Annotated in this window: 22 protein-coding genes; 7 read left to right on the forward strand and 15 right to left on the reverse strand. The window is 71.8% G+C overall.

Translation table 11 applies throughout. From position 1 onward, the window contains the following. Window positions 1–3 precede the first annotated feature (3 nt). The 8 genes from BJ958_RS10485 to BJ958_RS10520 form a co-directional block, all read right to left on the reverse strand. Window positions 4–873 (reverse strand): prepilin peptidase, encoded by an 870-nt coding sequence (locus BJ958_RS10485; protein WP_218865686.1) that lies wholly within the window; start codon window positions 871–873, stop codon window positions 4–6. Beyond that, window positions 801–2936 (reverse strand): hypothetical protein, encoded by a 2136-nt coding sequence (locus BJ958_RS10490; RefSeq protein WP_179726778.1) that lies wholly within the window; start codon window positions 2934–2936, stop codon window positions 801–803. Before BJ958_RS10490 ends, BJ958_RS10485 begins: the two co-directional genes overlap by 73 nt. After that, window positions 2933–3619: a PulJ/GspJ family protein gene (locus tag BJ958_RS10495; protein ID WP_179726779.1), complete on the reverse strand. Its 687-nt coding sequence runs from the start codon at window positions 3617–3619 to the stop codon at window positions 2933–2935. Before BJ958_RS10495 ends, BJ958_RS10490 begins: the two co-directional genes overlap by 4 nt. Beyond that, window positions 3607–4098: a type II secretion system protein gene (locus tag BJ958_RS10500; protein WP_179726780.1), complete on the reverse strand. Its 492-nt coding sequence runs from the start codon at window positions 4096–4098 to the stop codon at window positions 3607–3609. The genes BJ958_RS10495 and BJ958_RS10500 overlap by 13 nt, the downstream gene beginning before the upstream one ends. Further along, window positions 4098–5303: a type II secretion system F family protein gene (locus BJ958_RS10505; RefSeq protein ID WP_179726781.1), complete on the reverse strand. Its 1206-nt coding sequence runs from the start codon at window positions 5301–5303 to the stop codon at window positions 4098–4100. Before BJ958_RS10505 ends, BJ958_RS10500 begins: the two co-directional genes overlap by 1 nt. A 2-nt stretch (window positions 5304–5305) precedes the next feature. Next, window positions 5306–7039 carry a GspE/PulE family protein gene (locus BJ958_RS10510; protein ID WP_179726782.1) on the reverse strand — a complete coding sequence of 578 codons (1734 nt, stop codon included), beginning with the start codon at window positions 7037–7039 and terminating at the stop codon, window positions 5306–5308. A gap of 16 nt (window positions 7040–7055) precedes the next feature. Further along, complete coding sequence (locus tag BJ958_RS10515) at window positions 7056–8162, reverse strand: type IV pilus twitching motility protein PilT (RefSeq protein ID WP_343052636.1); 1107 nt, start codon at window positions 8160–8162, stop codon at window positions 7056–7058. Between the two features lie 76 nt (window positions 8163–8238). Further along, entirely contained in the window at window positions 8239–8571 is a 333-nt protein-coding gene (locus BJ958_RS10520) for a type II secretion system protein (RefSeq protein WP_179726783.1), read from the reverse strand. 196 nt (window positions 8572–8767) lie between these two features. Here BJ958_RS10520 and BJ958_RS10525 point away from each other — a divergent pair, with 196 nt between their 5' ends. Beyond that, the gene (locus BJ958_RS10525) at window positions 8768–9835 is read left to right on the forward strand and encodes an alpha/beta fold hydrolase (RefSeq protein ID WP_179726784.1); all 1068 of its coding nucleotides are present in this window, start codon (window positions 8768–8770) and stop codon (window positions 9833–9835) included. A gap of 12 nt (window positions 9836–9847) precedes the next feature. On the opposite strand, the gene BJ958_RS10530 is transcribed toward BJ958_RS10525, so the two are convergent. Continuing rightward, on the reverse strand, window positions 9848–10630 hold the full coding sequence (locus BJ958_RS10530) for an SDR family oxidoreductase (protein ID WP_179726785.1): 783 nt from the start codon (window positions 10628–10630) through the stop codon (window positions 9848–9850). A gap of 17 nt (window positions 10631–10647) precedes the next feature. Then, on the reverse strand, window positions 10648–11076 hold the full coding sequence (locus BJ958_RS10535) for an Lrp/AsnC family transcriptional regulator (RefSeq protein WP_179726786.1): 429 nt from the start codon (window positions 11074–11076) through the stop codon (window positions 10648–10650). A 90-nt stretch (window positions 11077–11166) separates the two neighbouring features. On the opposite strand from BJ958_RS10535, the gene BJ958_RS10540 reads away from it, so the two are divergent. Beyond that, the gene (locus BJ958_RS10540) at window positions 11167–12063 is read left to right on the forward strand and encodes a phenylalanine 4-monooxygenase (protein ID WP_179726787.1); all 897 of its coding nucleotides are present in this window, start codon (window positions 11167–11169) and stop codon (window positions 12061–12063) included. Window positions 12064–12202: 139 nt separating this feature from the next. Beyond that, a complete protein-coding gene (locus BJ958_RS10545; protein ID WP_179726788.1) occupies window positions 12203–13087 on the forward strand; it encodes a hypothetical protein in 885 nt (294 codons plus the stop codon). A gap of 39 nt (window positions 13088–13126) precedes the next feature. On the opposite strand, the gene BJ958_RS10550 is transcribed toward BJ958_RS10545, so the two are convergent. Together BJ958_RS10550 and BJ958_RS29010 are read right to left on the reverse strand one after the other, a co-directional pair. Further along, window positions 13127–14053, reverse strand: coding sequence for a LysR family transcriptional regulator (locus tag BJ958_RS10550; RefSeq protein ID WP_179726789.1), 927 nt, complete (start codon window positions 14051–14053; stop codon window positions 13127–13129). Window positions 14054–14055: 2 nt separating this feature from the next. Next, window positions 14056–15357, reverse strand: a complete 1302-nt coding sequence (locus BJ958_RS29010; RefSeq protein WP_179726790.1) for an ATP-binding protein — start codon at window positions 15355–15357, stop codon at window positions 14056–14058. A gap of 26 nt (window positions 15358–15383) precedes the next feature. On the opposite strand from BJ958_RS29010, the gene BJ958_RS10560 reads away from it, so the two are divergent. The 4 genes from BJ958_RS10560 to BJ958_RS10575 all read left to right on the forward strand — a co-directional run bounded on the left by BJ958_RS10560 (window position 15384) and on the right by BJ958_RS10575 (window position 19968). After that, window positions 15384–16064 carry a response regulator transcription factor gene (locus BJ958_RS10560; RefSeq protein ID WP_179726791.1) on the forward strand — a complete coding sequence of 227 codons (681 nt, stop codon included), beginning with the start codon at window positions 15384–15386 and terminating at the stop codon, window positions 16062–16064. Window positions 16065–16090: 26 nt separating this feature from the next. Next, window positions 16091–17353 carry a COG4705 family protein gene (locus BJ958_RS10565; RefSeq protein ID WP_179726792.1) on the forward strand — a complete coding sequence of 421 codons (1263 nt, stop codon included), beginning with the start codon at window positions 16091–16093 and terminating at the stop codon, window positions 17351–17353. A gap of 101 nt (window positions 17354–17454) precedes the next feature. Continuing rightward, on the forward strand, window positions 17455–18792 hold the full coding sequence (locus BJ958_RS10570; RefSeq protein WP_179726793.1) for an FAD-dependent oxidoreductase: 1338 nt from the start codon (window positions 17455–17457) through the stop codon (window positions 18790–18792). A gap of 66 nt (window positions 18793–18858) precedes the next feature. Further along, window positions 18859–19968: a S1C family serine protease gene (locus tag BJ958_RS10575; protein ID WP_179726794.1), complete on the forward strand. Its 1110-nt coding sequence runs from the start codon at window positions 18859–18861 to the stop codon at window positions 19966–19968. An 18-nt stretch (window positions 19969–19986) separates the two neighbouring features. On the opposite strand, the gene BJ958_RS10580 is transcribed toward BJ958_RS10575, so the two are convergent. The 3 genes from BJ958_RS10580 to BJ958_RS10590 are packed head-to-tail and all read right to left on the reverse strand — an operon-like array spanning window position 19987 to window position 24275. Next, window positions 19987–21117, reverse strand: coding sequence for an FAD-dependent monooxygenase (locus BJ958_RS10580; RefSeq protein ID WP_179726795.1), 1131 nt, complete (start codon window positions 21115–21117; stop codon window positions 19987–19989). 27 nt (window positions 21118–21144) lie between these two features. Further along, window positions 21145–22623 carry an aldehyde dehydrogenase gene (locus BJ958_RS10585; protein WP_179726796.1) on the reverse strand — a complete coding sequence of 493 codons (1479 nt, stop codon included), beginning with the start codon at window positions 22621–22623 and terminating at the stop codon, window positions 21145–21147. Beyond that, window positions 22620–24275: a thiamine pyrophosphate-binding protein gene (locus BJ958_RS10590; RefSeq protein WP_179726797.1), complete on the reverse strand. Its 1656-nt coding sequence runs from the start codon at window positions 24273–24275 to the stop codon at window positions 22620–22622. Before BJ958_RS10590 ends, BJ958_RS10585 begins: the two co-directional genes overlap by 4 nt. Window positions 24276–24293: the final 18 nt, after the last annotated feature.

Below are 24293 nucleotides of genomic sequence, written 5' to 3' on the forward strand. Positions count from 1 at the left end.
GGGCTAGATCCCGATCGAGCGCAGGTACGCGTCCCCCAGGTTCCCCGCGCCCAGGATCGCGCTCCACGCCCCCAGCACCATGAACGGCCCGAACGGCACCGCCGTCTTGCGGCCCGCCTTCCCGCCCGCCATCAGCAGCACCCCGGCCACCGCCCCGAGCAGGAACCCGAGGAACGCCCCCACCAGGAAGGTCCCCCACGTCAGGTAGGCCGTCATCGCGCCCACCAGCCCGGACAGCTTGACGTCCCCGAACCCCATGCCGCCCGGTGCGATGTACCAGACCACGAAGAAGAACGCCCCGAGGATCGCTCCCCCCTCGACCGCCCGCAGCAACGCGTGCCCGTCCCCACCGATCGCCAGCAGGACCGCCAGCACCGGGTACGACGGCAGCACGATCGCGTCCGGCAGCCGGTGCACGTCGAGGTCGATCAACGCCAGCGCGATCGCCACCGCCGCGAACGTCAGGTACGCCGGCAGCAGCCGCAACCCGTCGTCGTCCGTCCCGAACCGGAGCGCCACCAGCACGAACACCAGCCCCGTGCCCGTCTCCACCAGCGGGTAGCGCGCACTGATCGGCTCCCCGCAGTCGAAGCAGCGCCCCCGCAGCACCAGCCAGCCGAGCACGGGCACGTTGTGGCGGTTGCGGATCTCGTGCCCGCACCTCGGGCACGCCGACGGCGGGCTCACCACCGACTCCCCCGCCGGCACCCGGTGCGCCACGACGTTGAGGAACGACCCGATGGCCAGGCCGAGGAGGGCAGCGATCACCGGGACGGCGAGGTCGAGGAACTGTTGCTCGCTCAGCGCTGATGACTCCAGCTCAGGATCGTGATCTGCCTCTTCGGCGGGACGGGGACGCCGGTCGGGTCCCACACCTGGACCCTAGCGGTGAGGCTGACCGGATCGGAGGCACTGCAGGTCGACTTGCCGAGACACACGTGCACCTTCAGGTGGACGGTCGTGTTGTTGTAGCCGTATCCGGGCGAGTTGTCCGGGATCTCGAAGACCGGGCCCGTGTACCGCGGATTCCCTGTGTTGACGTCGAACTCGACTCGGCGGGCGACCACCCCGAACTTGGCGACCTCGGCGCTGAAGTTGCTCAGCACGATGCTGAGGTCGGCCAGCGGCGCGTAGGTCGTGCCCTGCAGGTACATGTTGATCTTGTTGTTGCCGGACGGGTCGGTCGAGAGCAGCGGGCACGACGTGCCTGTCGCGATGCACGTCCCAGCCTCGCCCCGCAGCACCGGGACGAAGTACTTCAGGTCCAAGGTGATGGGGCCGACCGTGGTCGTCGCGTTGTTCTGCTTCGCGTTCGCCGTGTACTCGACGCTCGCGCCGGTGTAGCCGGCCAGTCGGACCGCCTTCTGCAGGTCCGTGAGGTTCGTTCCCGTGATCGGGATGTCGGTCGTCGTGGAGCTCGTGGTGGCGGTGATCGGCGTGGCCAGGCTCCATGCCCCGATGGTGAGCTTCGCGTTGCCGGCGAAGTTCGCACCCGTCGCCGGCTCCTTGTGCGTGACGTGCAGCGTCGCCTGGGTCAGGATCGAACCCGACGGGACGGACCTGCTGGGCTGGAAGCCGTCGATCTTGAGGATGCTCGACGACTGGTTGGCAGTGGCCGTCGTCCAGGTGGCGCCCGGGCCACCCGCCTTGAGGTTGGCCACGGTCGCCCCGGTGAAGGAACCGGCCGACACGACGCTTCCGCCGTGGCTGATGTCCCGCGCCGTGTCGGTCACGGCTGTCGGTGTGCTGCCGCTCTTCAGACCGTAGAGCTCGATCGGCGGGCGGTCGCTGTGGTAGCTGGCGCACAGCTCCATGTGCGCGCCGGTGCTGCCGTTGCCGTTGAGGAACATCCGGCTGTTGCCGCCGAACACGAACTGCACACCCTGGGCGTTGACGTCGGTGATGGGGCTCTGGCAGTTCCCGGGGATCAGGCCGTCGGCGTCGGTCGGCAGCGGGGACGGGGGCTTGGCGAGCACGGCGCCGGTGGTCGGGTTCGTCGGCGTGCCGCCGAGGAGGTCGGTGCCGCGCGGCACCGACCACACGTTGGTGCTGGCGGGGTAGACGCCATCCGGGCACACGTCGGTGCAGGTCTCGTCGTGGAAGTCGAAGTAGTAGTTGCCCGGCTTGAACCACATGACGCGGCACAGGCCCATCGCGTCGTTGAGCTCCTTGGCGCTGTCGTAGTAGCCGGGGGTGAAGGTGGCCACGCCTCCCGAGCAGCTCGTGGGCGGCGTCTGCAGCGCCGGCACGGTGCTGCCGAGCTCGTGGTTGTAGTTGGGGTCGTCGACCGGCGCGACGCCACCGCAGGTCTTGGTCGCCGTTCCGGTCACGGTGGTCGCCGAGCACGATCCGGTCGCCCGGACGTCCCCGGCATCCACGCTCACCGGACCGATGATGTCGCCGTCGGCGTAGATGCCGCCGTGCACCTTCAGCGCGTCGGACGCGGTCAGGTGACCGTTGGCATGGGTCCCCTGGTCGCCCAGCGTGACGATGGCATAGCCCGGCTTGTTGGAGTCGTTGATCGGGACCGGCGACCCCTGCTGACCTGTCCCCGCCTCGCCCGTGCACTCGACGAAGGCCGAGGAGGTCTTCACCGTCCCGGTCGCCGGGTAGAAGTTGTTGAGTGCGAGCGTGTCCGTGAGGTCTGCCCCCAAGGTGCCGCCGAAGCAGCCCTTGCCGCCGAGCGCGTTGTCGAACCCGCTCGGGCTCGAGGTGAAGCCGTAGCCGGTGCGCAGGTCATTGATGGCGATGTTGCCGGCGGCGTCGGCCGCGTACGACGTGCCGGCCACGTCGCGCAGGGTCACTGTCGCGCGGAGGCTGCCGTCGCCTCGAATCAGCACCGCCCCGACGACCAGGGCGATCGTGGTCGTGATGAGCAGGGCGAAGATGAGCATCGCACCCTCGTCGTCGCGACGACGGAGCCTCCACCGGGTCATGTCTGCCTCCGCTCGCCCGAGAGGGTTGCGCTGTAGGTGCTGCTGGCGTCGCGGCTGTCCTTGTCGTGGGACGTCAGCGTCATGGTGACGATCACCGGCACGTTCGCGCCGGCGCCGTTGCACTTGTCGGCCCCCGATGCGCCGTCGGCGCGGACGCACACCACCGTCGGGACGGCCGAGAGGTTCTTGGCGACCGTCACGCGCGAGTCGACGTGCGATCCCGTGCAGCGGACCCGCACCAGGTCGTACGGCGCGCCGGCTCCCTGCCGGAGGTAGGTGACGGTGACCTTCGTCGGGGTGTCCGGGGACGCAGGCGCGTACTCCGTCCAGGCCAGCGTCACGAGGTTCGCGGCAGACGGCAGCGAGCAGCTCACCAGGCTGCCCGTGTCGGGCGCCTCCACCGACTGCTGCAGCGGGAAGGAGTGGCTGGGCCGGTCGTAGGTCGTCGACCGACGCCCGATGCTGGCGACGTCCCGCTGCCAGTACGCGGAGGCGAACTGGACGTCGTGGGACTCCGTCAGCCGGGTCTCGACCGTGACCGTCGTTCTGAGGTAGCTGACGACGACTCCGGTCAGGGCGACCACGATGATGCCCACGATCGCCACCGTGAACACCAGCTCGATGAGGGTGAACCCGTCCTCGGCGTGACGGGCACGGCGTTTGCGGATGCTCAGCTGGTGCATGGCGCCACACTCGGGTCGCAGGGTTTCCGGACCACGATCGTCAGCACCTCGTCCACCTTCCTGGACGCGGTCGCGTCAGGACTGGTGACGTGCAGGGTGACCAGCTGGACACCGGTGTCCGTCGTGCAGGCAGACCGGGCGCCCGTGGGTCCGATGCTCAGCGGCTTGTCGTGGGACAGACCGGATCCGGCCGGCAGGCCGGTGAGGCGACCCCTGACGGTCGGGCTCAGGTAGGCATTCGCCGCTGGGCAGGCCGCGTAGTGGCCGGCGGCCACCCAGTCCTGCACCGCCTCGGCCAGGCTCCGCACGTAGGCGCCGTTGGTCGTCGACTTCCGCTGGATGTCGGACGCCTTGACCGTCATCGCGAGGCCCGTCATGACCGCGACGCCGGCGATTCCGAGGATGACGACGGCGACCAGGAGCTCGACCAGGGTCTCGCCCCGGTCGTCGCGTCCGTGATCGGCGGCGTCAAGGACCATCAGACGTCCACCTGCTGGAAGATGCCGTACATCGCCGACACCAGCGCGACGGCCACGAAGCCGACGATGGCGCCCATGACGATGATCACGAGCGGCTCGAAGAGCGCGGTCAGCTTGTTGATCTTGTAGTCGAGCTCGTCCTCGTAGTACTCGGCGGTGACCTCGAGCTGGGTGTCCATCGACCCGGTCTCCTCCCCGACCCGGAGCATCGAGGTCGCCGTGCCCGGGAAGAGGCGCGTCCGCGCCAGCGGCGCGGCGAGGCCCTGCCCTTCCAGCAGCTGCTCGGTCACACCGTTGAGGCGCTTGATGAAGACCCGGTTCCGCAGCGAGTCGATCGCCACGGTGATCGCCTCCGGCAGGTTGACTCCCGCCGAGACCATCGACGCCATCACCCGGCAGAATCTCTCGACCAGTGCGTACTGGATCGTCTCACCGAGTACGGGCACCTTGAGCAGGAATGCGTGCCAGACGTACTTCCCTCGCTCGAACCGTTGGGAGATCAGGAACAGGACGACCCAGGCGGCGATCCCGGCCACGATCGCCCACCACCAGTGGCCGAGGAAGTCCGTGGTCCACAGCAGCATGCGCGTCGGCAGCGGCAGCTCGGCGTGCAGCTCCGAGAAGAAGACCTTGAACTTCGGCAGCACGTAGATCGCCAGGACCAGCACGGTGACGACCGACATCGCGGCGACCGCCATCGGGTACATCAGCGCCGACTTGATCTTCCGCCGTGCCTCGAGGTCACGCTCCAGGTAGACGGCCAACCGTGCCAGGACGGTGTCGAGCTCACCGGTCAGCTCGGCCGAGCGGACGATGCCGCGGTAGAACTCCGGGAACACCTTCGGGTAGCGCTCGAGGGTGTCGGAGAACCGCTCACCGGTGCGCAGTCCGTCCTCTATGTCGTGCATCATCCGGCGCACCGACGAGTTCTCGCTCTCCGCACCGATCGAGTGGACGGCGTCGAGGATCGGCAGGCCGGCGCGCAGGAAGGCGGCGATCTGCCGGGAGAGGTGCATGACCTCGTCCTTCTTGATCCGCGGACCCGAGATCTCGTACTGGAGGATGCTCTTCTTCTCGGTGACCCGCAGGTCGCGCAGGTCGCGCTGGTAGAGAGCGACCTCCGCGTCGCCGCGGCTCGCTGCCTTCTCGGTCCCCTTGACCCGCTTGCCCTCCAGGTCGACTCCGGCGAACGCGTACTTCGGCATGTTCAGACCCCCGCGACGTAGATCGAGCGCATGACTTCGGCGGCCGTGGTCGTGCCGTCGGTGACCAGGCGGACCGCCTGCTCCTGGAGGGTGCGCATCCCCTGGCTCCGGGCGAGCTTGCGCATCTGGTCGTGCGGTGCCCGGTCGACGATCAGCTCGCGCACCTCGTCGGTGACGACGAGCATCTCGTAGACACCGATCCGCTCCAGGTAGCCGGTGTGGGCGCAGAAGTGGCAGCCGGTGCCGTGGTGCCAACCGTCGATCGGCTCCCGGCCACCGAACTGCTGCACGAAGGCGAGCTCGTCCGGTGAGGGCTCGAAAGGCTCCAGGCACGACGTGCAGCTGCGGCGCACCAGTCGCTGCGCGACGACAGCTGTCACCGAGGAGGCGATGAGGAACGCCTCGATGCCCATGTCGAGCAGGCGGTACAGCGCCGAGACCGCCTCGGTGGCGTGCAGCGACGACAGCACGAAGTGACCGGTGAGCGCCGACTGCACGGCGATCCGGGCGGTGTCGACGTCACGGATCTCGCCGACGAGGATGACGTCGGGGTCCTGGCGCAGGATGGACTTGAGCCCGCCGGCGAAGGTGATGCCGGCCGCTTCGTTGATCTGGATCTGGTTGATCGAGTCGAAGGTGTACTCGACCGGGTCCTCGATCGTCATCAGGTTCTTGTCGGGACTGTTCAGCTCGCCGAGCGATGCATAGAGCGTCGTGGTCTTGCCACCGCCGGTCGGGCCGGCGCAGATGACCATGCCGTACGGCGAGTGGATCAGCTGGGAGTAGCGCTCGGCCGTGTCGGCGGGCATGCCGAGCTGCTCGAGCTTGAAGAGCGGGCGGCTCTTGTCCAGGACCCGCATGACGACCTTCTCACCACCGACGACGGCCGTGGTCGAGACCCGGATGTCGACCTCGCGGCCGTCGACGTCCATCGTGATCTGGCCGTCCTGCGGACGACGCCGCTCGACGATGTTCATCCCGCCGAGGATCTTCACGCGGCTGACGATGGCGGGGCCGATCGATCCGGGCAGGTCGAGCACCTCGGTGAGGGCGCCGTCGATGCGATAGCGCACCCGGACCCGGTCGCCGGTCGGCTCGACGTGGATGTCGGACGCGCGGTCGCGCAGCGCCTGGGTGATCACCGACTGGACGACCCGGACGACCGGGGCCTCCTCGTTGACGCTGACGTCGGTGAGACCTTCGGCCTCGCGGCGCAGCACGTCCCGGGCCTCGAAGGCCTGGACCTGGCCGCCGACCTCGTGGGTCGCCCGGTAGGACGTCGCGAGGCCTCGCTCGAGGTCCCGGCGGGTCGCCACGAGTGCACGGACCGGCCTGTCCAGCACGGCCGCGATCGCCTCGACGCGTTCGGGGGCAGGATCGAGCACCGCCACGACCACGCTGGAGCCATCGAGGGCGATCGGAAGCGCGTCGAGGGTGACCGCCTGGTCCCGGGTGAGCAGGGCGAGCGCGTCCGGCTCTGGCTCCAGCGCACGGAAGTCCGCGAGGGCGACCCGGTGGTGCTCGGCCAGCGTCCGGGCGAGAGCCTCGTCCGTGATCATGCCGCTGGCGATGAGCTTCTGCCCCAGCGGACCGTCCTGTTCACGGACCGCATCGAGCTGGTACGGCCGGACCTGTCCGGCGGCGACCAGGATGCTGCCGAGGCGTTCGTCGTCCTCGTCCGAGCGCGGAACGGCGACCGGCGCCTCGACCTTGCTGTGCTTGCCCTTGAGCCTCATCTGACGCGGCCCCGCCTCACTGGCCGGCGCCGACACCTGCGGCGAACCGCGGGCGGGCGTCGATGTCCTTGGGGTAGAGGCTGCGGGCCACCGCCTCCTCCTCGCTGACGATGCCGTGCTGGATCAGCTGCGAGAGCGACTTCTCCAGGGTCACCATGCCGTCCTGGGCGCCCGTCACGAGGGAGTTGCGCAACTGGTGCGTCTTGCCCTCCTTGATCAGGTTGCGCACAGCGGGGGTGGCGACGAGGACCTCGTAGGCCGCGATCATCCCGCCGCCGATGCGTGGGATGAGCCGCTGGTAGACGACGCACGACAGCGCGGCCGCGAGCTGGACCCGGATCTGGGCCTGCTGCTCGGCCGGGAACACGTCGATCATGCGGCCCAGCGACTGCGCGGTGTCGTTGGTGTGCAAGGTGGCAAAGACCAGGTGGCCGGTCTCGGCGACGGTGAGGGCGAACTGGATGGACTCGAGGTCACGCATCTCGCCGACGAGCAGGACGTCGGGGTCCTCGCGGAGCACCGAGCGCAGCGCATTGCGGAAGCTCTCGGTGTCGGTCCCGACCTCGCGCTGGTTGACCGCGGCCATCTTGTGGTCGTGGACGTACTCGATCGGGTCCTCGACGGTGATGATGTGGCAGCCGCGGTTGGTGTTGATCAGGTCGACCAGGGAGGCCAGGGTGGTCGACTTGCCGGAGCCGGTCGGCCCGGTCATCAGGATCAGGCCCTGGTGCCTCATCGACAGGTCGCGCAGTACCGGTGGGAGACCGAGCTCCTCGGGCGTAGGGACCGTGCGCGGGATCATCCGCAGCGCGACGGCCGTCAGCCCGCGCTGGGTGAAGGCGTTGCCGCGGATCCGGGCGTGCTCGCGCCAGGAGAAGGAGAAGTCGTACTCGTGGCTCGACTCCCAGACGTCGCGCTGCTCGGCGGTGAGCACTTCCGACAGCAGCGCGTCGGTGTCCTCGCGGGTGAGCGTCGCCTCGCCCGGGATGGGGGCGAGCGTGCCGTCGACACGGATCATCGGCGGCAGGCCGACGGTGAGCATCAGGTCGGTGCCGCGCACGTTCCACAGGGCGTCGAGCATCTGGTCGACGCGGGCGCCGATGCGGTGGGGGTGGTGGAACACGGGCGTGCCTCTCGAGTCGAACCGAATGGAAGAGGAGGGGGCCGCCGTCGAGACGACGGCCCCCGAACTCGGCCGATCAGCAACCGGTGGCCGTTACCTCACCGGTCGTCGTGTTGACGGCGATGCCCTCGGAAGCCGGCGGCGCCTCACGCAGGTAGTTCTTGAGAACGAGGTCCGCGACGCTGTAGTAAGCCGTGTCCTGGGCGTAGCCAGCCTCCGCGGCGACCTCGACGGTGTGCTTGTCTGCCTTGCAGGCCGCGGTCTTGCCGCGGTCGGTGATGCCACGAACGCCGAAGACCACGATCGCGGCCAGGACGCCCAGGATCACGATGACGATCAGGAGCTCGATGAGGGTGAAGCCGCCGTCGTTCCGGCGGGCCGCCGAGAGGCGGTCGGTGAGTCGGCGCATGCCAAAGCCTCCGAAGGGAGAGAGGGTTGATGAGAAAGGAGCAGCCCCCGAGCGCTGATGAATAGCAAACGCTGACCGCGACGCGCAGTCATGGCTTTTCCATTTTCTTTACCGCCGTTTGGGTACACCTCCGGAAACCCCGGAAATTCGGGATGAGTCGTGCTACATCGCCCGTGACGTGGGCCACACTGTGCCCGTGGCTACGCCGAAGGCTCCCTCGAAGCAGTCCGTCCTCAACCTGTGGGACTTCCTCGTCAAGGGCGGGATCGCCGACCTGACCCGGACCCCGTCGGAGGTGATCGACACGGGCCGGACGCGCGAGCTGCACCGCTACGACAAGGCGAAAGGCGTGCGCGGCAAGGGGATTCCCGTCCTGCTCGTGCCGCCGCTCGGGTCGCAGGCGAAGTGCTTCGACCTGCGTCAGGGGCTCTCGCTCGCCCAGGCCTTCGTCGACCGCGGGCGGCCGACGTACCTCGTCGACTACGGCCCGCTCAAGGGCGAGGACCGGCTCGTCGGGATCGAGCACTTCGTCAACGACGTGCTGCCGCCGGCGATCCGCAAGGTGTCCGAGGACGCGGGTGGCAAGGACGTGCACCTCGTCGGGTGGTGCATGGGCGGCCTCCTCTCCCTGGGGACGACGGCCGTCCACCGCGACCTGCCGGTCCGCTCGGTCGCCATGGTCGCCAGCCCCTTCGACCTGTCCAAGCAGCCGCTGCTGCGCCCGGTCCAGGTCGCCTCGAAGGTCACCCGCGGCAAGGTGGTCGGCTCCGCGCTCAGGGCGGCCGGCTCGGTCCCGGCCCCGGTGGTGAGCATCGGGTTCAAGGCGACCGCGCTGCCGACCTACCTCAAGAAGCCCCGCACCCTGTGGAACAAGCGCGAGGACCGCGAGTTCCTCGGTCAGGTGCAGGCGGTCGACCACATCATGAACAACATGCTGGCCTACCCCGGCCGCGCGACCCTGCAGGTCTACCAGCGCCTCGCGCTGCGCAACGAGCTCGCCACCGGGCGCATCCAGGGGCCGAACCACCTCATCGACCTGGCGACCGTGACGGTGCCGGTGATGAACGTGGCCGGCAAGACCGACGTCCTCGTCCCGGCGGCCGCCGCGCACCACGTCGGCGAGCTGCTCACCAGCTCCCCCGACGTCCGGCTCCCGCTCGCGCCGGGCGGCCACCTCGGCGTGCTCACCGGCACCAAGGCGCCCGAGACCACCTGGGTGCACCTGCACGAGTTCCTCGAGGCGCACGACCGCAAGCGGAAGTAGCAGCGCCTCGGGCTACTCGACGACCTCGGTCGGACGCCGCAGCGCCCGGTCCACGACGAACGGCAGGTGCCGGATCGCGACGGCGGCGAGCCGGCTGTCGCGGCCCGGTACGACGAGGAAGCCGCGCCGGCGCCCGAGCGCACGGACCAGGGTGGCTGCCACCGCCTCGGGGCTGAGGGTGGCGACGCTCTCCTCGGCGGCGAGCACCTCGGCCGGCTTGTGGCGGTTCTCCTCGTCGAAGCCCGGAGTCAACGTGTTGGGCGGGCACAGCACCAGCACGCGCAGGCCGTAGGGGCGGACCTCGCGGCGCAGGGCCTCGGAGAAGCCGATCACGCCGAACTTCGTCGCGCTGTAGACGGTGTAGCCGAACACCCCGGCCAGGCCGGCCATCGACGAGGTCGTCACGATGGTGCCGCGCCCAGCGGTGCGCAGGTGCGGGAGCACCGCGCGGCAGACGTTGATGGTGCCGAGCAGGTTGGTCGCCACCATGCCGGTCACGTCCTCGGCGGGCAGGTCCTCCAGGTAGCCCGGCCGCGCGTACCCCGCCGTCGTGACCACCAGGTCCGGTACGCCGACCTCGGCGACCAGGGCGTCCACGACCCCGCGCGTCGCGGCGGCGTCGGTCACGTCCACCGCCCGGGCGAGGGCACCCGACCCCAGCCGGGCCAGCGCCGCATCGAGCTTGGCCGCTGACCGCGACAGCACGACCACCTGCCGCCCGGAGGCCACCAGCCGCTCAGCGACCGCGAGGCCGATCCCCTCCGAACCACCGAACACGAACGCGAGCCCAGACATGCGCACAGGCTGGCAGATCACTGCCCGAGGTGTTCCTCGAACACCAGCACCGTCTGCGTGGCGACCACCTCGGGCAGCGACTGGATCCGCTCGAGGACCAGCTCGCGCAGGTGCTCCGCGTCGCGGGCCCGGACCAGGATCACGCAGTCGAAGTCACCGGCCACGAGTGCCACGTGCGCGGCCTCCTCCATCGCCCACACCTTCGAGCGGAACGTCTTCCAGGTGTTCTGCTTGATCCGGACGTGGATGTAGGCCGGCAGGCCGAGCCCCAGCGCCGCGTGGTCGACGTCGATGGTGAACCCGCGGATCACGCCGGTGTCGACCAGCCGCTTGACCCGCGCGTACGCACTCGCCCGACTGATGCCCAGCCGCTCGGCCACCTCCCGGATCGAGGTCCGGGAGTCGGCGCGCAGGATGTCCAGGATTCCTTGGTCGACGCCGTCCATACGAGACAGATTGCCACCGCTGGCCCGCAAATGACAGCCATTCGTCCGACGCCACTCGCATTTGCATGGACCGGGTCACAGACTGCAGTCATGTTCGAGGAAGGCCAGTACTTCGCCCCCGTGACCGCCGACGAGGACGGATCGCTCAAGGTCCACCTCGGCGCCGACCACCCGGGGTTCGCCGACCCGGCGTACCGCGCACGTCGCGACGCCCTCGCCACCCTCGCCAGCAGCTGGCGTCCCGGTCAGCCCTGCCCGACGGCGGAGTACACCGACGACGAGCACGAGGTGTGGCGCGTGGTCAGCGAGGCGCTGGTGACCAAGCACCGCGCGTACGGCTGCCGCGAGTTCCTCGACGGCAAGGAGTCCCTCGGCCTCCCGATCGACCGGATCCCGCAGCTCGCCGAGGTCAGCGAGTGGCTCGCCCCGCTCACCGGCTTCAGCTACCGCCCGGCCGCCGGCCTGGTGCCGCTGCGCGACTTCTACGGCGCCCTGGCCGACAAGGCGTTCTGGTCCACCCAGTACGTCCGCCACCACTCGGTGCCGCTCTACACGCCCGAGCCGGACGTGCTGCACGAGGTCGTCGGCCACGGCAACACCCTCGCGAACCCGCGCTTCACCGCGCTCTACGAGCTCGCCGGCCAGGCCTCGCGCCGGGTCCGCACCACCGAGGCGCTTGAGTTCGTCAGCAAGGTCTTCTGGTTCACCCTCGAGTTCGGCGTGCTGTGGGAGGCCGGCGAGCTCAAGGCGTACGGCGCCGGCATCCTCTCCTCCCCCGGCGAGATCGAGGCCTTCCGCGGCATGAACATCCGCCCGCTCGACATCGCGGCGATGGGCACCCAGCTCTACGACATCACCGACTACCAGGACGTGCTCTACGTCGCCGACTCGTTCACGCAGCTCGAGGACGTCGTCGGCGGCTTCTGGGCCGAATGCACCGACGACTCGATCGCCGAGATCCTGGCCCGCACGCCTGCCCACGCCTGACCCGGGCGCGCGTCGTACCTGACGGATCTGCTGGACTCGCGGTCGGATCGCGACACATCCGTCAGGTACGACGGAGCTCGGGTCCGGGGCCTGTGGATGACCGACCCCCGCACGCCCGGTCCCACCCATGCTCGTCGGCATGGGACTCCACATCACCCGCGCCGGGCTGGTCGTGCCGGTGCGCATCGATCCGTCCGGACGCACCGGCCCAACGGCCGGGCATGCCCGGGGACCTCGGTGGCGCAGTGCCGGGCCGAGCCACTACGTGCCCTCCGACGTCCCTGTCACGACGCAGCAACGCATCGTCGAAGCCGTGGCCTGCCTCCCGCCGGGCTCGGCTGCGACCGGCTGGGCTGCGCTGGACATCGTCGTCGTCGACGGGCTCCCGATCACGGTCCCGCTGCGCTCGGTGCCCTTCGCCGCCCGGACCTCCGCCGACGACCTCGCCGCCGTGCGCGCGATCGACATGGCCGCGTACGACGACCTGGTCGACCTCGCCGCCCTGCACGCCTACACCACGCGGCTGGTCGGGCGCCGCGGCAAGCGACGCCTCGAACGCGCTCTCGCAGCGGCCGACGAGAACGCCTGGTCACCGATGGAGGTGGTGATGCGCCGGATCTGGCACCAGCACCGCGGCGGCAGATTGCTGTGCAACGCGCCGATCTTCGACCTGCAGGGCCGGCACCTGTTCACCCCCGACCTCCTCGACCCCGTGGCAGGCGTCGCCGGCGACGACGACGGCGCCGACCACCTCGAGGGCGGTCGCCACAGCCGGGACCTGATGCGCGAGGAGCTCACGCGCCGGGCGGGCATCGAGGTGGTCACGATGATGGCAGGGCAGGGTGAGGCGGCACGGTTCCGCTACCGGCTCGACGGAGCGTTGGCGCGCGCCGACCAGCGATCAGCGCCCCGCTCGTGGACACTCATCCAGCCCGACTGGTGGGTCGACACCTCGACCGTGGCCCGGCGCCGCGCGCTCGCGCCCGCCCAGCGTGAGGTCTGGCTCCGACACCGTCGTACCTGACCCGTCTGCTCTCATCGCGGACGGATCACGACAGATCCGTCAGGTACGAGGGCTGCGCGCCGCCCAGGCGACCAGCTCCCGCGCCGGACCCTCGGGCGGGTGCGGCCCGCCCTTCCAGACCGCGTGCAGGCGGCGGGTGAGGTCGAGGCCGGTGACGGTGATCCGCACCAGCCGGCCGGTCGCCAGGTCGTCGCGCACGGCGTGCGCGCCGACCGCGGCGGGACCGGCTCCGGCCGCGACAGCGGCCCGGACGGCCGCGGTGCTGGAGAGCTCGAGGGCCGGGGTCGCGACCGGCAGGTCGGCGAGGGCCCGCTCCAGCACGGTGCGGGTGCCCGACCCCGCCTCCCGGACGACGAGCGGCGTGGCCGCCAGCGTCTCGGCACTGACCCGGCGACGTGAGCGTGCGGCCCAGGGGTGGTCCGGGCCGACGACGACGAGCAGCTCGTCGGTGCCGACCAGCCGCCGGCGCAGGCCGCGCGGGGCCTCGGGCCCCTCGACGAACCCGAGGGCGACGTCCCCGGCCTCGACCAGCTCGGCCACGCGGGCGCTGTTGGTCGCCGTCATCCGGACCTCCGTCGGCTGCTGCCCGCGCTGGACCTGCTGGCTGCGCAGGCCGACCAGCCAGCCGGGCAGCAGGTGCTCGGCGATGGTGAGGCTGGCGGCGATGTCGAGGTGGCCGCGACGGTCGGCCCGCAGGGCGGCGATGCCGGCGTCGAGCTCCTGGGCGGCGTCGAGCACGCGGTCGGCCCACTGGACGACGAGCTCGCCGGTCGGCGTCAGCTCCGAGCCACGCTTGCTGCGCGCCACGAGCGGCTCCCCGACCAGCGCCTCCATGGTCCGCACCCGGGAGGAGGCGGCCTGCTGGCTGATGCCCAGCTCGGTCGCCGCCGCCCCCAGCGAACCGGTCCGCGCGACCACGACGAGCAGCTCGAGCGCACGCAGGTCGGGGACGTGGGGACCGAGCATGCTCACAACGATACGTTGTGAGCACCGTCCGGCGCCGCAGGAAGCACGACCCGGAAGCGCGCGCCGCTCCCCCGGGCGTCCACCGCCGCCACCGAACCGCCCACCGTGGCGGCGATCCGCCGGCTCAGCGGCAGTCCGAGGCCGGTGCCACCGCGGCCGGAGACGCCGGGCTCGAACACCCGCTCCCGCAGCTCGGGCGCCAGTCCCGGCCCGTCGTCCTCGACCTCGATGACGACGGAGCCACCCTCGCGCCGCGCATCGAGCCCGACCCGGGACGCAGCGAACCTCGCGGCGTTGTCGACCACCGGGGCGAGCACCCGCACCAGCACCGCAGCAGGTACGACGACCGCCGCGTCCGGGGCCACGTCGGCGACCAGCTCCACCGTCGCGCCGGCCACACCGCGCAGCTCGTCGAGAACGTCGTCGACGTGCGTCGGGTCGCCGTGGGACGCACGCTCGCGGGCCATGGCCAGCAGCGTCGTGATCGCCTCGCTCATCGACCGGGCCAGGCCGAGCACCCGGGCCAGGTCGGCCCGCTCCTCCGGCGTCCCGCCGCCCCGCAGCTCCATCAGCTCGACGGTCCCGATGATGCCGGTCAGCGGGGTCCGCAGCTCGTGGGCGAGCTCGGAGGTCAGCCGCTGCTCCGACTCCAGCGCCCGCGCGACCCGGTCGAGCAGCCCGTCGAGGGTCGTCGCGAGGTGCGCCAGCTCCGGGCCGTCGGGGACCTCCCCGAACCGCCGGCCGACGTCGTGGGCGCTCCAGTCCGCGGCCCGGTCCGCCATCGTCGCGACCGGCCGCAGCGCCTGCGAGGTGATCCGGCTCGCGAGCAGGCCGCTCGCCATCAGCACGAAGGCACCGGCCACGACGGTCGCGAGCAGGGCGTACTTCTCCGCCCGTTCGTAGGGCTCGGTCGGCTCCGCGACCACCACGACGCCGTGCCAGCCCGCGGGCGTGCGGAACGGTGTCGCCCGCAGGCGCACGTTCTCGCTCGGTGCGAGGTCGCGCACCCGGGTCACGTCGGCGAGCCGGTCGGCGCCGGCGCGCTCGGAGGCAGCAAGGGTGTCGACCACGACCGACCCGGCGGCGTCGTACACCCTCACGCCCGGTTCCACCCGCCCGGCCAGCGCCTCAGCGGGCGACCCGCCGGACCGCGCGACCGCGATCACCGTGTCGGCGCGCGCGTCGAGGACCCGACCGACGTCGCGCTCGGCCGTCAGCTCGAGCACGATCTGGATCCCGCAGCCGACCGCGACCATGACGGCCAGCATCAGCAGCACCGTCGAGACCACGATCCGCCTGCGCACGCGGCCAGCATGGCAGGCTGGACGGCATGGCGCGGGTAGGAGTGTGCGAGGACGATCCCGAGATCCGCCGGGTCGTGTCCGACGCCCTGCGCCTGGCCGGCCACGAGCCGGTGGTCGCGCACGACGCCGGCGAGGCGATGCGGCTGCTCGGCGCCCCGGTCCAGCTGGCCGCCCTCGTCCTCGACATCGGCCTGCCCGACGGAGACGGTCGCGACCTGTGCCAGGCGCTGCGGGCCGGCGGTCAGGAGGCACCGGTCCTCTTCCTGACCGCGCTCGACGCGCTCCACGACCGGCTCGCCGGCTTCGGCGCCGGCGCGGACGACTACCTGGTCAAGCCGTTCGCGGTGAAGGAGCTGCTCGCCCGGGTCGAGGTGCTGGTGCGCCGTGGCGCACCGACCACAGCGCCCGCGCACGAGGTCCGGCTGGACCCGACCCGGCACGCGCTGGTCGACGGGACCGGCGAGGTCGCGCTGAGCCCGACCGAGTTCCGGATCCTGGCCACCCTGATGGCCCGTCCCGGCGAGGTCGTCCGGCGCGCCACGCTCGTCGCCGCCGCCTGGCCCGACGGCGCCATGGTCAGCGAGAACACGCTGGACTCCTACCTACGCCGGGTGCGCCGCAAGATCGCCGAGGTCGACATGGCGGCGGAGATCACCACCGCACGCGGCGTCGGCTACCGCTTCGAGCAGACGCAGTCAGGTTCCTGACAGGTTCGGCTCGCCACTCTCGGCCCATGTCCACGACAACAACCCGCTCCACCCGGGCCCTGCTGCTGAACAAGGTCCCGGAGGTCACTGCCTGGTTCTGGATCATCAAGATCCTCTGCACGACGGTGGGCGAGAGCTTCGCCGACTGGATCAACGTCAACCTCGGCGTCGGACTGGTCCGCACCGCCGTCATCTTCACCGCCGTCTTCGCGGTCACCCTCGTCGTCCAGATGCGCGCCCGGCGCTACGTCCCGGCCCTCTACTGGCTGACCGTCGTGGTCGTCAGCGTCACCGGCACCCTCTACACCGACATCCTCACCGACCAGCTCGGCGTACCCCTGTGGATCAGCACCACCGTGTTCTCGGTCGCCCTCGCCGCCGTGTTCGGCGTCTGGTGGGCCCGCGAGCGCACCCTGTCGATCCACAGCATCGTGACCACGCCGCGCGAGGCCTTCTACTGGCTGGCCGTCCTGGTCACCTTCGCCCTCGGCACCGCCACCGGCGACTGGACCCTCGAGCTCACCGGCTGGGGTCCGGGCCGCTCGGTCCTGCTGCCGCTCGGCCTGATCGCCGCGGTCACCGCCCTGTGGCGCTTCGGCGCCAACCCGGTGCTGTCGTTCTGGGTCGCCTACATCCTCACCCGCCCGCTCGGCGCCAACATCGGCGACTGGCTCGCCTCGCCCAAGTCGGAGCAGGGCCTGGGCCTGGGCACCTTCGGCACCAGCGCCGTGTTCCTCGGCACCATCCTGGCCACGGTGGTGCTCCTCACGATCACCCGCAGTGACGTGACCGAGCGCCGTACGGCCGCCGAGGAGACGTCCGACGACGCCGCGCCGGCCCGCGAGCGGGCGGCCCTGGCCGGGTTCGGCGCCCTCGCGGCACTGACGGTCGGGCTGCTCGCCTACACCAACAGTCAGCCGCACGTCAGCGCGCTCGACGCCGAGGAGGGCAAGGCGCCGTCGTGCGCGGCCGGCTCGATCAGCGCCGGGGAGGCCCACACCCGCGCAGGTACGGCGTTCCCCGCCTCGACGACGGCGGGCTACCGCACCATCGTCGAGGACACCCGCCAGCTGGTGGCGAGCGGCGACCAGAGCGGCGCCGCCAAGCGGATCACCGACCTGGAGACCGCCTGGGACGACGACCAGGCGGACCTGCAGCCGGCGGACTGCGCGGCATGGAACGTGTTCGACCACGAGATCGACGACGTCCTCAGCTCGGTGCGAGCGAGCCGGCCGAAGGCCAGCGCCGAGGAGTCGGCGATGGACACCCTGCTCACGACCCTCCCGTGACAGCTCCGTGACCGGGGTCACGGCGACTCACAAGGTCGCCTTGGGAGCACCCAAGCACAACCTCGTTCTGTGAGCCGGGCCCGCCGTCCATGATCGTCAGCATGACTCTTCGTGTAGCGATCGTGGGCGGCGGCCCGGCCGGCATCTACGCCGCCGACATCCTCACCAAGGCGGACGACGCCGACGTGTCCGTCGACATCCTCGAGCGCCTCCCCGCGCCCTTCGGCCTGGTCCGGTACGGCGTCGCGCCGGACCACCCGCGGATCAAGGAGATCATCAAGGCCCTGCAGCGGGTGATCGCCAAGCCGCAGGTCCGCTTCCTCGGCAACGTGGAGTACGGCGTCGACGTGAAGCTCGAGGACCTGCGCGAGTTCTACGACGCGGTCGTCGTCGCCACCGGCGCGATGGCCGACCGCGACCTCGGCATCCCCGGCGAGGAGCACTCGTACGGCGCCGCCGACTTCGTGTCCTGGTACGACGCCCACCCGGACGTGCCGCAATCCTGGCCGCTCGACGCCACCAGCGTCGCGGTCCTCGGCGTCGGCAACGTGGCGCTCGACGTGGCACGGGTGCTGGCCAAGACCGGCGACGAGATGCTGGTGACCGACATCCCGGCCCACGTCCACGCGGGCCTGGCGGCCAAGACCATCACCGACGTGCACGTCTTCGCGCGCCGCGGCCCGGCGTACGCGAAGTTCTCGCCGCTGGAGCTGCGCGAGCTCAACCACTCGCCCAACGTCGAGGTGATCGTGCACCCCGAGGGCTTCGACGTCGACGAGCACGGCATGGCTCACATCGCCGAGCACAAGTCGCAGAAGATGGTGCTCAACACGCTCACCAGCTGGGTGGGGGCCGACCCGGTCGGCAAGCCGCACCGGATCCACCTGCACTTCGCGGAGGCGCCGGTCGAGATCGTCGCGGACGCCGACGGCAAGGTCACCACCCTGCGCACCGAGCGCACCCACTCGCCGAACGCCGACGGCCGGGTCGAGGGCACCGGTGAGGTGACCGACTGGGACGTCCAGCAGGTCTACCGCGCCATCGGCTACCGCAGCAGCGCGCTGCCCGGCCTGCCCTTCGACGAGCGCGCCGCGGTCATCCCGAACGACGGCGGCCGGGTCCTCGACCTCGACGGCACCCCGATCCCCGGCACCTACGTGACCGGCTGGATCAAGCGCGGACCGGTGGGCCTGATCGGTCACACCAAGTCCGACGCGGCCGAGACCGTCGGGCACCTGCTCGCCGAGACGCAGCAGACGGCCACCGCGCGTCGTACCGAGGACGTCGACGCGTACTTCGCCGAGCGCGACGTCGACGTCGTCACCCACACCTCGTGGGAGCGGCTCGACGCGCACGAGGTCGCCCTGGGCGAGGCCGAGGGCCGGGCCCGGGTCAAGGTCGCGACCCGCGAGGAGATGCTGGCCGCCGGGCGCGGCTGACGACTGACACCCGCCGCTGGGGCGGGACACAGGGGTGGCACAGGCGGGCCCCGCAGCATCGGGGGCATGCCCCGTCACCTCGCCCTCGGTTCCGCCGCCCTGCTGCTCGTCGCCACCGGCGCGGGCGGTGCCGCCGTCGCCGCCCGCCTGCTGGAGGCCGACCCCGCCCCGACCTCCAGCGCGGCGACCACCGAGGTCCCCACGACGCCGACGGAGCCCACGACCCCGTACCTCCGGCGCGAGTCGTACCGCCCGAGCACCGCGAGCCAGGACGCGACGGACGCGACCGAGGAGCAGTCCACCGGCGTCGTCCAGATCACCTCGACGCTCACCCACGGCACCAGCGCGGGCACCGGGCTGGTCCTCGACGCCGACGGCACGGTCGTCACCAACCACCACGTCGTCGAGGGCGCGACCGCGATCGAGGTGAGGGTGGTGACGACCGGGCGTGCCTACAGCGCGCGGTACGTCGGCGGGAACGCCGCGACCGACGTCGCCGTCCTGCAGCTGGAGGACGCACGCGGCCTGACGTCGGTCGACCTGTCCGAGACCGCGGCCGCCGTGGGTGACGAGATCACCTCCGTGGGAGACGCGGGCGGCGACGGCGGCGCGCTGACCGCATCCCCCGGCACCGTCGCCGCGCTGCACGACGACATCACCGTCGCGAGCACCGACGGGTCCGGCGACGGCACCGCCCTCACCGACCTGATCCGGATGGACGCCTACGTCGTGCCCGGCGACTCGGGCGGCGCGGTGCTGGACGCCGATGGCGAGGTGGTCGGCATGAACGTCGCCGCGTCGAGCGGGACCGGCGACGTCACCGGCTACGCGATCCCGATCGCGACCGTGGAGCAGGTCGTCGCGCAGGTCGAGGCCGGCGACGCCGGTGACGGCGTCGAGCTCGGGTACGACGGCTTCCTCGGCGTCGCCCTCGACCCCGCGGCCACCGTTCCCCTGGTCGTCGAGGTCACCGACGGCAGCGCCGCGGCCACCGCGGGCATCGCCGCCGGCGACACGATCACCCGCGTCGACGGCACCGCCGTGAGGACGACCGACGAGCTGCGCACCGCAGTCGCCGCCCACGCCGCCGGCGACCGGGTCACCGTCAGCTGGACGAGCGCCGCAGGGACCTCGCGGTCCGCGACCGTCACCCTGGGCGAGGCACCGGTCTCCTGACCCGTGGGGCCCCGGCCCTCAGGCCAGGTCCACCTGCCAGGCGTCGTACGCGTAGACCCAGTCGGCGTCCGCCGACGACTTGAGCCAGGTGTTGCCGCGCGAGCCGATCTGGATCCGGCTGGTGCGGGGCAGGCGCGCGGCCTCGTACGCCTTCAGCCCCTGGCCCACGTCGGGGCCGCCGTCGGCGATCGACCGGGTCAGCACGACCGCGTCCTCGATGGACATCGCGGCGCCCTGGGCCATGAACGGCATCATCGGGTGGGCGGCGTCGCCGAGCAGGGTGGCCCGGCCGACCGACCACTGCGGCAGGGGGTCGCGGACGTAGAGGGCCGACTTGAGCACGGAGTCGCATGCGTCGAGCAGGGCCCGGGCCTCGGGGTGGAAGTGCTCGTACATGGCGCGCAGCTCGACGACGTCACCCGGCGTCGTCCACGACTCCTCGGTCCACGACTCCTGCGGGGTCGTCGCGAAGATGAACGTGTCCCGCCCGCGGTTGAGCGGGAAGGTGACGATCTGCGTCTCCGGGTCCGGTCCCCACCACTTGGTGAAGGCATCCAGGTTGGGGACGTCGAGCCGGTCCGAGGGGACGACAGCGCGGAACGCGACGACCCCCGTGAACTCGGGGCTCTCCTTGCCGAACAACGCAGAGCGGACGCTGGAGTGGATGCCGTCGGCGCCGATCACGACGTCCACCTCGGCACTCGCCCCGCCGTCGAAGCCCAGCCGCACCGGCCCGTCGGCGTCCTGCTCGAGGCCGGTCAGCCGGTGTCCGAGCCGGATGACCTCGGACGGCAGCTCGTGCTCGAGGGCCGAGAGCAGGTCGGCTCGGTGGATGGTGAGCTGCGGGGCGTCGTACTTCCGCTCGGCGACGTCCCCCATCTCGAGGCGCGAGGTCTCCTCGCCCGAGTCCCAGGTCCGGCTGATCCGGTAGGTCGGCCTCGCGGCCGTCTCCCGGATCGCCGCACCCACCCCACCGCCGAGCCCGTCGAGGGCGCGGACCGCGTTGGGTGTCAGGTTGATGTCCGCGCCGACGCGTCCGAACTCCGGCGCCTGCTCGAAGACGGTGACCGCGATCCCCTGCGCGCGGAGGCCGATGGCGGCGGCCAGGCCACCGATCCCGCCTCCGACGATGCCGACGTGCATGCTCATGCTGCCCTGCCCTTTCCTGGAACTCGGTCAGTCCGCCCAGGCGATCGGCCCGGACGTCCCCAGATAGATGCTCTTCTGCCGCTGGTACGCACGGATCGCGCCCAGCCCCTTCTCACGGGTCGACCCGCTGTCCTTCATCCCGCCGAACGGGGTCGCGATCGACAGCTGCTTGTAGGTGTTGACCCAGACCGTGCCGGCGTCGATCGCCCGGGCGATGCGCCACGCACGGGCGAAGTCCCGCGTCCAGATCCCGCACGCGAGCCCGTAGGACGTGTCGTTCGCCGCCTCCACCAGCTCCTCCTCGTCACGCCAGCGCAGCGCGACGAGGACGGGACCGAAGATCTCCTCGCGCACGATCGAGGCGTCGGCCCGGAGCCCGTCGATCACGGTGGGCCGCAGGTAGCTGCCGGCCGCGAGCGCGGGGTCGGTGGGCCGCGCCCCGCCGGCCCTCAGGGTGCCGCCGGCAGCGAGGCCGTCGGCGATGAAGCGCTCGACGGCGTCGCGGTGGGAGGCGGTGATGAGCGGCCCGAGCTGGGTGCCCTCGGCACGTGGGTGCCCGACCCGCAGCGCGTCGGCGCGCTCGGCGACGCGCGCCACGACCTCGTCGTAGACGCTGTCGTGCACGAACAGGCGCGAGCCCGCGATGCACGACTGCCCCTGGGAGCTGAAGATCCCGTAGAGGATGCCGTTGACGGCGACGTCGAGGTCGGCGTCCGGGAGCACGATGGTGGGCGACTTCCCGCCGAGCTCGAGCGAGGTCGTCTTGAGCAGCCGCGCCGCCGTGGCCGCGAGCTCGCGTCCGGTGTCGGTGCCGCCGGTGAACGAGAGGTGGCCGATGCCGGGGTGCTCGACGATCGCCTGTCCGACCGTCCGGCCGGGGCCGGGCAGCACGCTCACCAGGCCCTCCGGGATGCCGGCCTCGAGCAGCAGTGCGCCGAGCTCGAGGGCCAGCAGCGGCGTCCACGCCGCCGGCTTGAGGACGACGGCGTTGCCGGCGGCGAGCGCAGGCGCGACCTTCTGGGCATCGGAGGCGATCGGGCTGTTCCACGGCGTGATCGCACCGACCACGCCGATCGGCTCGTGCACGGAGAAGCTCAGGTAGTCGCCACGCGACGGCGGGATGGAGCCCTCCTGGGTCTCGAGCAGCGCCGCGACGTAGCGGAAGGTGCCTGCTGCGCTGGCCACCAGTGCGCGGGTCTCGGCGAGCGGCTTGCCGTTGTCGCGGCTCTGCAGCAGCGCGAGCTCCTCGCTGCGGTCCTCGATCAGCTCGGCGGTGCGGGCCAGGTAGCGGGCGCGCTGGTGCGGCAGCATCGTGCGCCACGCGGCGGCCGAGCGCGCGGCCTCGCCGCGGCGCACTGCGCGATCGACGTCAGCGGGCACGGCGCCGGCCAGGGTCGCGACGGTGGTGCCGTCGGCCGGGTCCGTGGCGACGATCTCGGCGCCGGAGCCCTCGACCCACTCGCCGCCGACGAGGATCCGCCCCTCCGGGGCGAGACGCTCACTCATGCCGGTGCTCCCGGGACGTGGACGGGCGGGGTGAACGGGCGCGGCATCGGTGGGTACGCCGCCAGGTCGACCTCGACGACGACCGGACCGCCGAGCGCGACCGCCTGCTCGAGCGTGGCCGTGACCGCCCCGGGCTCGGCGATGCGCAGGTGGGCCAGGCCCATCGAGCGGCACAGCGTGGAGTAGTCGGGGGTGAGCAGGTCGACCCCGGAGCGCCGGTTGCCCAGGGACTCCTGCATGTTGCGCAGCACGCCGTAGCCGCCGTCGTTGAAGACCACGAGCACCAGCCACGGCGCCTCCTGGGCCATCGTGGTGAGCTCGCCGAGGTGGACGGCCAGGCCGCCGTCGCCGACGATCCCGACGCTCGGCCGGCCGGGCCGGGCGATCGCGGCGCCGATGGCCATGCCGAGGCCCTGGCCGATGCCGCCGCCGCGGGGGAAGACGTTGCTGCGGGGATCGTGCATCTCGAGCAGCCGGTTGCCCCACGAGCTGGACGCGATGGTGACGTCTCGGGCGACGACGGCGTCGCGCGGCAGCACCTTGCGCAGGGCGTCGGCGAACGCAGCGTGCTCCCCCAGCCCGGCGCGCTGCGACTCGCGGACCGCGGCCCGGGTGACCCGGACCCGCTCGGCCCAGGCAGCACGCGGTTCGGAGCCGGCCGCGACCAGGGCGTCGACGACCGCCTCGAGGAAGGCCGTCGCGTCGGCGACGACACCCACGCTCGCCGGGTAGACCCGGCCGATGGCGTCGCGGTCGAGGTCGACCTGCACGTGGTTGGTGGGGACGACGAGACCGTAGTCGCCGGTCTCGTTGGACCGGAAGTGGGTGCCGATGCTCAGCAGCAGGTCGGCGTCCCCGAGCAGGCTGCGACCGGCCGGCGTCGTCGCATAGTTGCCGACGCACAGCTCGTGGTCCTCGGGGACCGCGCCGCGACCGGAGTTGCTGGTGAACAGCGCGGCACCGGTCAGCTCGACGAGTCGCCGCAGCGCGCCACCGGCACGGGACACTCCCCCGCCCGCCCAGACCGCCGGACGCTCGCTGGCCCGCAGCAGGCTCACCACCTCGGCCACCCGGACCGGGTCCACCGGGGCGAGCGCCGCACGGCTCGCCTGGGCCGGGAGGTCCGCCGGGACGGCGTACTGCAGGTCGATCGGCCACTCGACGCTCACCGGACCGCCGGGCGCGGCCAGCGCGTGCTCGACCGCCTCCTGCAGCAGCACCCCGGCCGACGCGACGTCGGGCACCGTGACGGCGTGCTTCGAGACGGCCGTCAGCATGCCGAGCTGGTCCTTGGTCTCGTGGATGAAGCCGCGGCCCGAGCCGAGGTAGGGCGTGTCCACCTGGCCGGTCACGTGGAGCACCGAGGTGCCGGCGCTGAGCGACTCGACGAGCGAGCCCGCCGCGTTGCCGGCGCCGGTGCCCGTGCTGGTCAGCGCGCAGCCCAGCCCCCCGCGGGCGCGGGCATAGCCGTCGGCCGCGTTGACCGCGGTCGCCTCGTGCCGCACCGGCACGAACCGGAGGTCGCGGTCCACGGCCTCCACCAGGGGGAGGTTGTGGACGCTGACGATGCCGAAGACGGTGTCGACGTCGTGGCGGCGCAGCAGGTCGACGAGCAGGTCGCCGCCGGTGCGGCCCGGTGCCGGGCTGGTCATGGGTGCTCCTCGGGAGGG

It is taken from the genome of Nocardioides kongjuensis, assembly GCF_013409625.1.
Taxonomy (GTDB): Bacteria; Actinomycetota; Actinomycetes; order Propionibacteriales; family Nocardioidaceae; genus Nocardioides; species Nocardioides kongjuensis.